Here is a 14,489-nt window from a genome sequence, read left to right as displayed (position 1 = left end):
TTTAATAAATAAATGGACGGTTTATTAACGGTTTACCTCTTTGGAAAGAAAAATATGAAATGTAACGGCAACATAGAATATAGTGCTTATTACAATGGAAAAGCCAACTATTATGGCCACTACTGAAAAACTGAGCATTAAATAAGTAAGTGGAAGCAAAACGCCGAAGACAGTTAACAGCAAAAAGACTATGTATAAGTAATATATTAAACGCGGAGTCCTTTTATCTATGTGGTTTTGGAATTGCGAAAGTTTGGGTATCACATCTTTCGTTAAATGCTCCCAAAGTTTTGAAAAGAAAACTTCATTAAATGAAGAATTCTCAAACATTTCGTGATTTATGGTGTTGGCAAGAGTTAGAATTTTTTCTCTATGACGTTCAAAAACAGCTTCCAAGTTTAAAGCCTCTTTATAATTTCCGAATTTATAACCAAAAACATACCACAGCCCTGAACCGCATTTGTGTTCCACCCATTTTTCGATGATACCATTGTCATAAAACATAGGGTAATTTATGGTTTCGGGAATGTGTTTTTCTTTTGGATTGGTCATCAACAATGACTTCAATTCCAAATAAAGGTTTTCGGTTTCGCCGTAATGATGCGTTTCCTGTAGAAATTCAATAGCCAGTTTTGATTTTCCTTTGTAAAATTCCTTAACGTCAAAATAAGTAAGATCGGCATAGTCTTTTTCCATATATTCCTTCAGTCCTGGAAGCCAAATATTTGAGTTGAACAAAATTTCAGCAATATTGCGGAAATTGTGCATTTTCTGTGTTGTCTTGCTTATTTTATGGATAATTTTGGCTTTATATGACTTTTGTCTCATGGCAGAGGCCGCCAAAAAAACCATTAAAATCGCCGATAAAAAACCACTGATGCCTATATAAATTGACGTAAGTTTTTTTAAATTTTCTTCAAAACCCAGTGTGTTTAGGTATTTATCATAAAGTAGAAAAATAAGCCCTGCACAGATTGCCCCACTTATCACAAAAGCGATAATGGAGTACAAATCCTTTAAAAAAGATTTACTTTTCATAGGCTACAAAGCGCCAAACGGCGAAAAGATAATAAAACGAGGATTTTTAAAACAAGAGAATTATTTCAGAAATGTGAAACGATTAATTTCTGCAACAAGAGATAAAGAAAAGATTATATAGGTTTCTACAGTAGAAGAAATAAATAGTTTTTTCAAAAAGTCTCAATCTAAATTTTTAAAAATCCTTGGTTAATTCCCTCAAATCTAACCTTTTTTATTTCCCAAATATACACCTTTCGATATAATGCACAACATTTCGATTAAGCGTGAATAATAAGTTAAATTAATAGCCTACAGCTGTATCATCGCCTCGACTATCAGCTCCGCCTTCTAGTTTTCCGTTTGGTAATACCAGTATAGCATCTACGTAGCCTATTTGTGGCAATATTTCTGTGGAGGAAGAATATCCTTTTGCCTCAAGATTACTTATGGTTTCATTGGAAAAACCCAACTCTTCAAACAAAATCACATCCGGCAACCACTGATGGTGAAATCTTGGCGCATCCACAGCTTGCTGCATATTCATTTTAAATTCATGAACATTAAGAAATGTTTGTAGCACCGAAGTAATTATCGTAGAACCGCCCGGAGTGCCCAAAATCATTAGTAATTTTCCGTCTTTTTCAACAATGGTAGGGGTCATTGAGCTTAGCATTCTTTTTTGTGGAGCTATGGCATTTGCCTCTCCTCCTATAAGCCCAAACATATTTGGAACACCGGGCTTGGCGCTGAAATCGTCCATTTCGTTATTCAAAAAGAAGCCTAGTTCCGAAATATAGAGCTTTGAACCGTACGAAGCATTAAGTGTTGTAGTGACTGAAACCGCATTTCCAAATTTATCCACGATGGAATAATGAGTGGTTTCCATACTTTCGGCGGTACCTATTTTTCCTGGCTTAATTTCTTCGGAAGGAGTTGCTTTTTCAAGTGAAAAGGTTTCCATTCGTTTTAAGAGATAATTTTCAGACAATAGCGAATCCACAGGAATATCGATAAAATCAGGGTCGCCCAAATATTCACTTCTATCAGCATAAGCCCTTTTTTCGGCCTCAACCAAAAGTTGTATATATTTTGTGGAATTGTGCCCATATTCAGAAATTGGGTAAGGCTCAATCATTTTTAAGATTTGCGCCAAACAAATGCCTCCGCTAGAGGGTGGTGCCATGGAAATGAGCTTAACATCTTTATACTCAAAAACTAGAGGTTCTCTCCAAATAGCCTCATATGCATCTAAATCCTCCTGTGTTATTATTCCTCCTTTTTTTTGAATATAATCGATCATCTTTTTTCCGGTCTCTCCTGCGTAAAACTCTGCACGTCCATTTTTCGCTATTCGCGAAAGTGTATTTGCAAGCGCTATATTTTTTAGTGTATCTGCCTCTTCATAAACTTCAGTGAAAATGGAAGGTTCCCCATTTATTTTTTTAAATTGCTCTTTAAATTCATCAAAACGGGCTTTTTGTTTGGGGGTTATTGAATATCCTTTATTAGCAAGGTCTATTACGGGTTTTAGGAGAATTTCCATGGGAAGGGACCCAAACTTTTCATGAACAGCAAATATCCCCGCAATAGTTCCGGGAACACCTACCGCCAGGGCACCATCCGTACTTTTTTCAGCAATTACATTGCCCTCTTTGTCCAAATACATATCTCTAGTGGCCGCCAACGGGGCTTTTTCCCGAAAATCGAGGGTGCCAATTTCGCCGTATTGGCTTCTGTAAACCATAAATCCGCCACCACCAAGATTGCCAGCATTGGGGTAGGTTAGGGCAAGTGCCATTTGTGTAGCGATCATTGCATCAAATGCATTTCCGCCCATTTTAAGTATTTCAGTACCGATTTGTGAAGCTTCCGCCCGTGCTGAAACTACCATCGCGCTGTCTGCAATTACTGCTGCTTTTTCGGTTTTTGGTTTTTCAATATTGGCTTGGGCTTTCGGTTTTTCTTTGCAGGCGAAAAACAGTAATGCGATCAATATAAGGTGGGTGGGTTTCATAGGCTGTCAAGTGTTTCGTGGGAAAAGACAATCAATTCTTCAAAAAAAGAGGTGAATTCAGCTTCAAATTCTTCGTAATATTCTTCAAGTTCCACAACGGCCAAGTTCATTTTTGAAATGCCTTTGGTACGCACGTTCATTTGTGCCAAAATTTTACTGATACCTTCCACGGTAGCATAGCTCAGCAACCAATTATCAGCAATCATATAGGGCATCATTTTTTGGATACGCGCAGGAAGAATTGTGAAGTTTTTCCTAAGCAAGGTATAAAAATTCTCTACATAATCTGCTAATGGCTCATCAGAATAGTTGCTCCAGTTTTTCGCCAAAAAATGATCGTAAAGAATATCCACAATCACCCCGCTGTAGTGGCTGTAGTTTTTGTGAAGCCGCGCCGTGCTTTGATGTACGGTAGGATGGGCATCGGTAAAAGTATCAATGGCACGGTGCAGTAAAATTCCCTTTGCAATTAAAGGAGGGAATTTTTGGTACCGTTTTCCTTTGATGCCGTCGGCAATAAAATTACCGATTATAACTTCTTCATCATTGCCGGAAAGATAGATGTGGGCTAAAAAATTCATTCAATAAATATATGTATTTTTGGACTGTAAAAACTGAAAATTGAACCGATTACCCAATTTGGACCCACTGCGGTTTTTTCTCGCATCCTTCGTGTTGCTCTTTCACTTGCCACAACTTTCCGTCAATCAGGGATTGCCATATTTTGATGGGCTTCCTATTTATCATCGCGGTCTTGAGGCGGTTTATATGTTTTTTGTATTGAGTGGATTTTTGATAATCAGGTTAATTTATCGCGCAAAAATCCGGGATGCGTTCTCAATCAAAGATTTTTACGTTCGAAGAATTCTGCGGATTTTTCCGCTATATTATCTCGTTTTGGGCTTCGGATTGTTTTTTTATAACGTGTTTTTGCCTTATTTGAATATTCCTTTCGAAATAAATTATGCTTGGAAAGAAGCATTTTTTTATAATGTTTTTTTCCTTCCCAATGTATTTGCAAAAATCTACGAACCGGGTGGAATACTTGAGATTCTCTGGTCCATCGGGATTGAGGAACAATTTTACCTCGTGATTGCACCTTTATTATTTTTTATAAATGTGAAATGGATTTTACGCGTTTTAAGCCTTTTGCTGCTTGGCTATTTTATCCTTTATTGGTCCGATGTTTTTGAAGTGCTACGGAAATACACTTTTGTATTTTTCTATCTCTTTTCAGGTGGGGTGATTGCTATTCTGGAAGAAAAGAAAAAGTTGGAGTTTTTGAAACGTTCTGCAGTTTTCCCTATAATAATCAGTATTGCTTCATTACTTTATTTTGCAACCGATTGGTTTATGTTTGAACCAATGTGGCTTCGAGCATTGTTCACTTGTTTCCTTTTCGGATTTTTTATCCATTCATTGGCTTTCAACAATCGGGGAGTGGAAGTAAACAATAAAATATTGCATCACTTCGGAAGTATTTCCTACGGAATCTATATGTTTCACGCCATTGTTTTAAACGCTGTTGTATTTTTGTTCCTAAAACTGGAATTTCTTCAAAACCTTAATGAAACTTTAACCATATTTTTATTGCACCTGCTTACCTTCGCAGGCACACTTTTGATAGCTCATTTATCTTACACCTACTTTGAGCTTTACTTTTTAAAATTGAAAAATAAATTCAGAAAATGACATTAATTAAATCTATATCTGGAATCCGTGGAACTATTGGCGGAACGCAGGGCGAAAACCTAACTCCAATTGATGCCGTAAAATATGCCGCGGCCTATGGAACTTGGGTAAAACAGCAACGTAATAAAGAAAGCTATAAAGTTGTCGTGGGCCGTGACGCCCGTATTTCTGGCGAAATGATCCAGCAATTGGTGATGAATACCCTCGTGGGAATGGGCATTACGGTTGTTGATTTAAACCTTTCAACCACGCCAACGGTTGAAATGGCGGTGGCTTTGGAGCACGCCGATGGCGGAATAGTTTTAACGGCAAGTCATAACCCAAAACAGTGGAATGCCCTTAAATTACTGAACAATAAAGGCGAGTTTTTAAATGCCGAATCCGGACAACAAATCCTTAATATTGCCGAAAATGGAAACATTGAATTCGCTGAAGTAGATAATCTGGGTGAAATCCATAAAAATGATGCATATATAGATTTACATATTGATGAAATTTTGAATCTTCCTTTGGTGAAAGTCGATGCCATTAAGCGAAGCAAATTTAAAGTGGTTGTGGATGCCGTGAATTCAACGGGTGGAATTGCCGTGCCTTTGCTTTTGGAAGCTTTGGGCGTTGAACCCGTAAAATTGCACTGCACTCCAAACGGACAATTTCCGCATAATCCCGAACCGTTGAAAGAACATTTGGGCGATTTGATGGATAGTGTTGTAAAAAACCACGCCGACTTTGGAATAGTGGTCGATCCCGATGTGGACCGACTTGCTTTTGTAGATGAAAAAGGTGAAATGTTTGGCGAGGAATATACGTTGGTAGTGGTTGCCGATTATGTTTTGCAAAACAATCCCGGGAACACCGTTTCAAATATGTCATCCTCCCGTGCGTTGCGCGATGTTACCGAAAAGCACGGCGGAATTTATACTGCCAGTGCTGTGGGCGAAGTAAACGTGGTTGAATTGATGAAGGAAACCAATGCCGTGATAGGAGGTGAGGGAAATGGCGGAATTATTTATCCAGAGCTGCATTACGGTCGCGATAGTTTGGTGGGAATAGCTTTATTTTTAAGCTTTTTGGCGGAAGAAAAAATTGCCGTTAGCGAACTTCGGAAAAAATACACAGCTTATTTTATGAGCAAAAAGAAGATTGAATTAACCCCACAGTTGGACGTTGATGCCATTTTAAAAGCGATGGAAGCAAAGTATGCTGCGGAGGAAATAAACACGATTGACGGCGTAAAAATAGATTTCCCCGAAAACTGGGTGCACCTTCGAAAATCAAACACGGAACCTATAATAAGAATTTATACCGAAGCAAAAAGCCAAGAAGAAGCAGATGCTTTGGCTGATATGATTATTGGGGAGATTAAAGCGGTTGCCGAATTGTATTAAATAAGTTTACAGGTGAAATTTTCTTACAGTATAATTTATATGTTTTATACGCGTATTAGCAAAAGTTTTTATGCATCATTTTTCTAAAAGATCAGTGAAACCCCTTGCTTTCAATGTACCGTTAAGTTTAAGAATAAACAATTCATCAACATAATTACCCATCACTGCTGTAGCCTTAGATGTCGAAGTGTCAATCTCAAAAAATGGCTCTGGGAAAAAAGTATTTACTTGTTCTTTACTATAATTACTAATTGAGAACTTTACTTCTTTTAGAAATTTAATTTTCTCAGGCTTAATTTTAGTCTCAGAATTATATGCATGCTTATACTCACTATCAAGAGGTCCAGCCCATCTTCCATCAACTGTCTTGTAAACAGCTGAATATTGATACTTTTCATGATATAGTTTACCATCTTCACCTTCACTTACATATAATAAAACATAATCGAAATGACCAAATGCGGGTTTACCATAATGGTCGTATACCTCAAATTCTATTAATTCCGATGGATATGATCCGTATACGTTTTCAATAATTCTGTATTTAGCTTTAAAAGCATTGTCGCGAATGAATGATTGAGGCTCGAAAGGTTCTAGTGATACTTTTTCACCCACGAACACATAAAATTTAACTTGTTCTTTGGTTTTCAAATCAGTGGATAATAAAAAGGAGTACTCACCATTTTTTTCCTGGTTCAAATATAATAACACGCTTTTAGCTTTGGGAATAGAGGAAGGATGAGCATAAAAAGATATTGTGTCTTTGTCATAACTTCCCTCTATGACATTTAAAACTTTATATTTAGTCTTTACCATTTCAATATGCGTAACTTTCTTATCATTCTCATCAATGGAAATAAATTCTGCATTAATATATACATGTTGACTTTGAACATATAAAACTGATATTAATAGTAAAACAACTGTAATCAGAAATCTAGTTTTCATCTTTTCTAATGCCATATTAGTAATTTATTAACATGATAAATAATAGTCACAATCTATTTATTATAAATGTCGGTAAAATTTTTTGCTAACTTGTTATATAAACTATTTTATCGTCGATATACGGATAAATAGCTATGATATCGATAGTTTTTTATCATCGTTATCCCATAAAGATAATTTATTTCCAATATCCTTAAACATTCCTCAGCTTCCAACGTTTATGCGACCATAAATAATACTCGGGTTTTTCGCGAATCTGTGCTTCCAAAGCATCAAAAAACATACGGGTAATTTGAAAGTCTGGATATTCTTTTGGATTGTCAACCAAAGGAACAAAAGTGGCGGTGTAATACCCACGTTTCACTTTTTCAACTTTTAGATAAAGTACTGAAAAGTCGAGCTTTTTTGCCAGTTCCTCGGTTCCGGTAAACACGGGCACATCAATTCCCATAAACGTGTCGCGGTGTTTAAAAGCACCCTTTTTTGGGGTTTGGTCGGAAAGAATGTAGGTGAGCGTTTTTATGCCTTTTTTCCACTTTCGGAAAAGGACGGCTACAATCTTTTTATTGCTCACAATGATGCCACCAAAGTGTTCCCGCGTTTTTTTCACAAGCGCATCAAATTGCTTGCTGCCCAAAGGCTTGTAAACGGCGTGGGCTTGATGCTGCATCAATTTGTTGAGAATTCCGCTCCATTCCCAATTGCCATAATGACCTGCCATTAGAAGGATGCTTCGGTCGTTTTGGTAGTATTGGTCGAGTATTTCGGCATTGGTAACCACAAAACGTTTGCGGATTTCCTTTTCGGAAATGGTAAAGGCCTTTATGGTCTCAAAAATTATATCGCAAAGATGTTTAAAGAATTGCTGTGCGATCCGGTCTCTTTCTTGTTGTGTTTTTTCGGGAAAAACCAACGCCAGATTATCCTTCACTACTTTTTTGCGATAGCCAATAATGTAATAAGCCAAGACATACAGGGCGGTGGATTTTATGTACAAAATGCGCATCGGCATGATGGAAAGAAGCCAAAGAATTGGATAAGCCAGTATATAAAGCAATCTTTGCATAGAAAATATTAGCACAAAACTAACTAATTTTATTGCAAGAATTAGAATTCAAAATTCATTATAAAATAATAATCCAATAACCTCTATTCCTCAATGCAAAACTTAGATATAGCAACAATCGTAATCATTGCCGCCAATGTAATTATTTCTATGAAAGGCTTCAATGATTTTTCATTTTTTGAAAAATATAAATTCAACATTGCGGGAATACGTCGTGGCGAGCAGATACGTATGTTTAGCTCTGCTTTTCTACACGCAGATTTTTCTCACTTGCTGTTCAATATGCTTACGCTTTACTTTTTTGCACCTGTGGTTATCATGAGTGTTGGGGTAACTTATTTTGTGATAATCTATGTAGCGAGTCTGCTGATTGGAAATCTGCTCTCTTTTTACTTCCACAAAGACGAATACCATTACAGCGCAATAGGGGCGAGTGGTGCGGTAATGGGCGTATTGTATTCTGCTATTTTGTTTTTTCCTGATATGGGACTTTATCTTTTCTTTATCCCAATCCCAATCCCAGCTTGGCTTTTTGGAATGGCATATTTGTTGTATTCAATCTACGGAATGAAAAAAAGATTGGGAAATATTGGCCACGACGCCCACATTGGTGGGGCAATTGGCGGTTATGTGTTAACACTTGTTTTTGCACCCTATTTGTTTCAAACAAGCTTATGGATTGTGGTTTTGTTGGCCATCCCGTTAATTCTTTTATTCATTCTTCATAAATTAGGAAAAATTTGAAAATTAAAAAACTATGAAAACCTTACAAACACTTTTAATCTTAGCAATAACAACAACTACCATTATGGCACAAAACACGCTACCACCACCCACAATTGACGTTACTGGCGAAGGGATTGTTCGCGTGGTTCCAGATGAAGTTACCATCAACATTCGTGTGGAAAACACCGGAGAAAACACCAAAATACTCAAAGAACAAAACGATGCAACCATCAGCGAGGTTTTAAAATTTCTGAAGAAAATGGACATAGCCGATAAAGATGTACGCACCGAATATATGAACCTCAACAAAAACTATGACCATAACAGCAAAACCTACACCTTTGCCGCCAATCAATCGCTTTCGGTAAAGCTGCGCGATCTTAAAAAATATGAGGCAGTAATGAAAGGCTTGATTGATACTGGAATTAACAGGATTGACGGTGTGAGCTTTTCTTCTTCAAAAGAAGCGTCCTTAAAAAGCGAAGCACGAAAAAAAGCGGTTGAAAACGCTAAAATGAAAGCACAGGAATATGTTTCAGTTTTAAACCAAACAGTTGGGAAAGCAGTTTCAATTAGTGAATTCAGTAATTCTGGCGGACCGCAGCCTATGTACAAAATGGCAATGATGGATTCTTCATCGGGCGGCGGAGACCAAACGATTGCCCTTGGAGAAATGGAAATCAAAACAACGGTGAATGTTAGCTTTCTTTTGAATTAAGAAATATTTTTTCCAAATAAAAAGCCTCAGTTTAATTTTAAACTGAGGCTTTTAAAGTTTTAAATTTTACTGGTTATTCTCCGCCTAAAAGCGTAGCAATTTTTGCTTCCAAAGCTTCGCCACGAAGGTTTTTGTCTATAATGATTCCGTTTTCATCCAAAAGGAAGGTTGCGGGTATAGACCTAACGCTGTACTGTTGCGCAATAGGATCTTGCCAAAATTGAAGATTGGATACATGGTACCAATCCATTTTGTCATCTTGTATTGCTTGTAGCCATTTGTCTTTTTGTCCCTCTTTATCTAAAGAGACACTTATAATATTTAAACCTTTATCGTGATATTGGTTGTAAACCTTTACCACATTTGGATTTTCTATTCTACAAGGGCGGCACCAAGATGCCCAGAAGTCAATAATGGTGTATTTACCCAGCGCATCTTTTAAAGACATCATTTCACCCGTAGGGGTTGGAGCACTGAAATTGGGAGCTGCGTTCCCAACTTCTGCTTTTTTCATTGCTTCAAGATTAGTTTTTAAATCTTTTACAATTTCGGTTGAAGCTACCTTAGCGTCCATCTTTTCAAGATAAGCAGAGGCTTCCGCCGGAGTAAGATCTTGCCTGCCAACCATTTCGGAAATAAGCATTGCTGCAAACAAAGTGTTATTGTTGTTTTCTAGGAATTCTTTTTTGTATTCTGTCTCTTCTGCCAGGATGTTTAGATTTTGGCTTTGAATCTGAGCAATTGCCCCAGTGTCATTTGTCTGTTTTGCGGCGCGAAAACGCTCCATGCTTTCTTGTTTTCTTTTATTGAAAGCAGTCATTTTATTCACAAATTCAGTATAAGCTTCATTTTGTTTACCACCAGATACGCGTGAAGCCTGAATACTATCTTTGTAAATAGTTGCCTTCATATCTACATTTTCAGGAAAAAATAGGACAGAGCCTTGTACTTCGTTAACTCTTAAGAAATTAAGACTTGAGTTTTCTTTGTTGGGATAGGTTGCAGAAAACTTTCCTTGATTGATTGTAATGGTATCCAGTAATTTAGGTTGCTTGTTTTCCAGCGTGTAAAGATACATTTCAGTACCATCGGCAAAGCCAATCGCGTCGCCTTCCAGCTTATATGAATTGGTATCTTTATTGCAGGAGATTAATGAAATTGTTAAAAGTAAAGCTAAAATCAGTCTCATAAATTTGTCTTTTTTAAGATTGTGGCAAAAATAGCTGTTTATTCTCTCAATGTGCGAAATGAGCTATTTTTTTATTATTTATTAACATATTATGGCGGTATTAACCTTTACTTTTATCCAATAAATAACTTCTTATGAAGAAATTGAAAAGGGATTTTCCATTAAAATTAAAAATAGGTTTCAAAAAAGTTTTTGATGCCTACAAGAAAAACACGCCCGAAACTGAAGGAGAGAAAAATCTTGCTGCTGAAATTCTTTCAGTTGAAGAAAAATTTCCACAGTTATCTGAGGGTATTAGCGATTTTAATAAGCTATCAGAATATACAAAGCAGATAAATATAATTATGAACCCATTGTTTCCATCGGCATTGGGCCAAAATGAAATTAAATTTGCAACCATTCCATTCCAAGACGTAGCCTTTAAAAGTACACAACGCTATAAAAATATAATTGAAGCCGCCGGTTCTGATTTTAAACTTGACATCATAAATTTTGATGAAGATCAATTTTATATCATGGGCTGCAGTATTATTCTAGGGGCTTATTATGATAGGAAAGTTGATTTTAGACGTTCCTACTATTACAACATTCCAGATGAGCGTGGAATGATTAAAAACTATAGGTTGCTCTATAATGCAGATTTTGTAGAAATTCAAAAAACCGATAAGGCTAAAGATATAACCGAGGAGGATATTAATGAACTTTTGGAAAGTTTTGAGGATGTTTCTGTTTGGAAAGAAAAATTTCCTCCAGAAAGTTGGATTTTCAATGGCTTTGTAATTGCGTCCTTGACAGATGTTACACTAAATGTTTCTATTTCAGATTTTAAGTCGAATCTATTGCGATTGGAAAAAAACGGTGGTTTTGAGAATACGGAATTCAGTCGTATTTTCCGTTCCATATTTGATTTGAAAGAATTGATGATCGGTTTTACGGACTATAATGAGGAAACCGAATCTTTTGAAAGAACTTTGTTTAAGGAAATTACCAGTTTTATTCTCAATAATAACAAGTCTCAATTAAGCAAGGACGCACTTTGTAGTGCTTCCTATTATACCCTTTTTAAGCAGAAGGAATTTTATTGCATAACCGATGCACAACGGTATCACGAAATGTATCCGGAAAACCTACTCTATAAAAAAATGCTGGATCAGGGTATGAGAAGCGCCATTTTTGCTTCTATTGTACACGATGATAAAATTTTAGGAGTTTTGGAATTGGTTTCGCCCAATGCCAATGACTTAAATACAATTAATGCCAATAAGCTGCGCGATATTATGCCTTTTTTGGTTGACTCTGTTGTACGCTCAAAAGAAAACCTTGAGAATGAGCTTGAACTTATAATTCAAGAGGAATGTACTGCCATCCACAGCAGTGTGCATTGGAAATTCCGCAAAGAAGCAAAACGTTATTTAAATACTATAACTGAAGGAAACCCTACCTTTTTTAAGGAAATAGTTTTTGAGGATATTTATCCCTTGTATGGGCAAACAGATATAAAAGGATCTTCAGAGGCTCGAAACGAGGCCACAAAGCAGGATCTTATACTTCAGTTAAGTTATATTGATGGGCTTTTAAAGAAACTTTCCAATCAAACTTCCCTTCCAATATTTGATCAGATGATGTTTAGTATTGCAAATTTTTCAAAAGAAATTGAAGAAAATTTGCAGGTAGATACCGAGCGGAAGATTATGAATTTTATTTCTTCCGAAATCATCCCTTTGTTAAAACATATTAGACAGAAAAATGATATCTATAAGGAATGGGTAGATGAATATTACAAGCTAATAGACATAAACACTGGCTTTGTTTATAAATTCAGAAAAGATTATGATGAGTCTGTAATGCAAATAAATAAAAGGCTTGCCGCCATTTTAGACCGCAAGCAACAGGAGGCCCAAAAAATGTATCCACATTATTTTGAGCGTTTCAAAACCGATGGGGTAGAGCATAATTTATATATTGGTGAAGCTATTACAAAAGAACGGTCGTTCAATAAAATATACCTTAAAAACTTAAAACTGTGGCAGCTCCAGGTTATGTGCGAAATGGAGAATAGTTTTTATCGTTTTAAGGACTCACTGCCCATGAGCCTAAGCGTAGCTTCAATGATTTTGGTTTTCAATGGCTCATTATCACTTCGTTTTCGAATGGATGAAAAACGTTTTGACGTTGATGGAACATACAATGCACGTTATGAAGTTGTAAAAAAGCGCGTAGATAAAGCAAATATTAAAGGCACTGAAGATCGTATTACTGAACCTGGAAAAATAGCAATTATCTATTCCCAAAAAGAAGACGAGGAAGAGTATTTGAAATATTTGAGTTTTCTGCAACATCAAAAAATGATAGATACAGAAATCGAAATTCTTGAACTTGAAGATCTACAAGGGGTAACTGGTTTAAAGGCTTTGCGCGTAAAGGTGCTGTACAGCAAAAATAACGACAAGGTTAAAGAATATTACACCTATGAGGATCTAATTTCACAGATCGAGGAGTAATTATACTTCCAAATAAAAGAAAACCGCAAAGGAAATCAACGAAATAATAGTTCCGGCTACAAAAATTGTGTAGGTAAGCCTTAAAATCCGGTATTTTCTATCCAGTACCTTTCCTAAGAAATACAAATCTTTTGTGAGTGATTTGTACACATAGTTTCTATCCTTTAGTAGTTCTTCAATGGCCCATTCGTATTGTTCCAATTCCATTTTATGAAAATTTCCGAAGAAGGTTAGATTCACACTTCTATTAGCCACATCTTCTTTGGTAAACTCTCCGCGGGTAACGTTTGGGCGGGTAGCGATTACCGCTAAAATCATAGTTATGGCACTGAAGAGTACAAAAATGGCGGTAGGAATAATCAAGTAATTGTTATTGTCCAATTTTGAGATAAGATTGGAAAGTACCAACGAAATGATAATTGCATTTACCGAGAGCATAATATTCGCTTTTGTATCAGCAATATCGCTCAATTTCATGTGGTTTCTTAAAGCTGTTCTGTAGAAAGTTTGAATACCCCTTTCTGGGCTATCATTTTTATACTGTGCCTTTAGCTTTGCCTTTACACGTTCTTTTTGGATTTTTTCCTTTCTTTTTTTTCGTTTGTTTAGCAGATCGGCAAGATTTTCCTCCTTTACGGGTTGCCATTCCTTTAGGGCATATTCGGTATAAAATTGATGGTTCTCTACCAAAACTTTTATATTTTCATCCAACCATTCCCGTGAGGTATAGTTATGGACTTTTTGGAACAAATACTCTTGTCTTAAAAACTCGCTGGCTTCCTCAAAATAGTCCTTGCCAAAATGTGATGAATCAGCATCTCGAATTGCTTTTTCAAGTTTTGATTGTGGAGTTGTATCCTTAAATTTTGTGGCAAGAATACACTTTTCTACCCCATTTATTATATCATCATCAACATTGTGCTCCTTTAAAAATTTACGCGCAATTTTTACACTTTCCTCTTCGTGGTTTTCCCGTCCAATTATATAGCCCGTATCATGCAGCAAAGCCGCCAAACGCAGTATTGTAGCATCTTTAACATCAAATTGGGAGTTTTCAATAATTTCATTTATACTTTTATAAACACGTTTTGAATGGGTATAATTGTGATAAACGAAAGTGCTTGGAAGCTTGTCCTTAAACAGTTGAAAGATAAAATTATCTGCAGCTTCAACAATCTTGCTCATAAATTTTTTTTAGATATCCAAAGTAGTAAAAAATCAACGCAC

General features: G+C 36.3%; 12 protein-coding genes. 5 read left to right on the top strand and 7 right to left on the bottom strand.

Going from position 1 to position 14,489, the window contains the following annotated elements; translation table 11 throughout:
- Positions 1-24: 24 nt before the first annotated feature.
- From AC58DT_RS00325 to AC58DT_RS00315, 3 genes are all read right to left on the bottom strand, one after another.
- Positions 25-1,038 carry a hypothetical protein gene (locus AC58DT_RS00325; protein ID WP_497214745.1) on the bottom strand — a complete coding sequence of 338 codons (1,014 nt, stop codon included), beginning with the start codon at positions 1,036-1,038 and terminating at the stop codon, positions 25-27.
- 283 nt (positions 1,039-1,321) lie between these two features.
- Positions 1,322-3,034 (bottom strand): gamma-glutamyltransferase, encoded by a 1,713-nt coding sequence (ggt, locus tag AC58DT_RS00320; protein WP_497214744.1) that lies wholly within the window; start codon positions 3,032-3,034, stop codon positions 1,322-1,324.
- Positions 3,031-3,615 (bottom strand): acyl carrier protein phosphodiesterase, encoded by a 585-nt coding sequence (locus tag AC58DT_RS00315; protein ID WP_497214743.1) that lies wholly within the window; start codon positions 3,613-3,615, stop codon positions 3,031-3,033. Before AC58DT_RS00315 ends, ggt begins: the two co-directional genes overlap by 4 nt.
- Positions 3,616-3,655: 40 nt before the next feature.
- On the opposite strand from AC58DT_RS00315, the gene AC58DT_RS00310 reads away from it, so the two are divergent.
- Both AC58DT_RS00310 and glmM read left to right on the top strand, forming a co-directional pair.
- Positions 3,656-4,726 (top strand): acyltransferase family protein, encoded by a 1,071-nt coding sequence (locus AC58DT_RS00310; RefSeq protein WP_497214741.1) that lies wholly within the window; start codon positions 3,656-3,658, stop codon positions 4,724-4,726.
- A complete protein-coding gene (gene glmM / locus AC58DT_RS00305; protein ID WP_497214740.1) occupies positions 4,723-6,114 on the top strand; it encodes a phosphoglucosamine mutase in 1,392 nt (463 codons plus the stop codon). The genes AC58DT_RS00310 and glmM overlap by 4 nt, the downstream gene beginning before the upstream one ends.
- 75 nt (positions 6,115-6,189) lie before the next feature.
- Here the strand turns inward: glmM and AC58DT_RS00300 are convergent, their stop codons facing one another.
- Positions 6,190-7,077: a hypothetical protein gene (locus AC58DT_RS00300; protein ID WP_497214739.1), complete on the bottom strand. Its 888-nt coding sequence runs from the start codon at positions 7,075-7,077 to the stop codon at positions 6,190-6,192.
- Between the two features lie 178 nt (positions 7,078-7,255).
- Complete coding sequence (locus AC58DT_RS00295) at positions 7,256-8,128, bottom strand: lysophospholipid acyltransferase family protein (protein WP_497214738.1); 873 nt, start codon at positions 8,126-8,128, stop codon at positions 7,256-7,258.
- A gap of 93 nt (positions 8,129-8,221) precedes the next feature.
- Here AC58DT_RS00295 and AC58DT_RS00290 point away from each other — a divergent pair, with 93 nt between their 5' ends.
- The gene (locus AC58DT_RS00290) at positions 8,222-8,872 is read left to right on the top strand and encodes a rhomboid family intramembrane serine protease (RefSeq protein WP_497214737.1); all 651 of its coding nucleotides are present in this window, start codon (positions 8,222-8,224) and stop codon (positions 8,870-8,872) included.
- Positions 8,873-8,885: 13 nt separating this feature from the next.
- On the top strand, positions 8,886-9,572 hold the full coding sequence (locus AC58DT_RS00285) for an SIMPL domain-containing protein (RefSeq protein WP_497214734.1): 687 nt from the start codon (positions 8,886-8,888) through the stop codon (positions 9,570-9,572).
- 73 nt (positions 9,573-9,645) lie between these two features.
- On the opposite strand, the gene AC58DT_RS00280 is transcribed toward AC58DT_RS00285, so the two are convergent.
- Positions 9,646-10,761: a redoxin domain-containing protein gene (locus AC58DT_RS00280; protein WP_497214732.1), complete on the bottom strand. Its 1,116-nt coding sequence runs from the start codon at positions 10,759-10,761 to the stop codon at positions 9,646-9,648.
- A 134-nt stretch (positions 10,762-10,895) separates the two neighbouring features.
- Here AC58DT_RS00280 and AC58DT_RS00275 point away from each other — a divergent pair, with 134 nt between their 5' ends.
- A complete protein-coding gene (locus AC58DT_RS00275; protein WP_497214731.1) occupies positions 10,896-13,262 on the top strand; it encodes a GAF domain-containing protein in 2,367 nt (788 codons plus the stop codon).
- Here AC58DT_RS00275 and AC58DT_RS00270 read toward each other — a convergent pair whose 3' ends face one another.
- Entirely contained in the window at positions 13,263-14,447 is a 1,185-nt protein-coding gene (locus AC58DT_RS00270) for a Pycsar system effector family protein (RefSeq protein WP_497214730.1), read from the bottom strand.
- Positions 14,448-14,489: the final 42 nt, after the last annotated feature.

Source organism: Aequorivita sp. CRS11, assembly GCF_059693805.1.
Note: the sequence above shows the minus strand (reverse complement) of the source record. Positions and strands in the feature narration are given on the sequence as shown.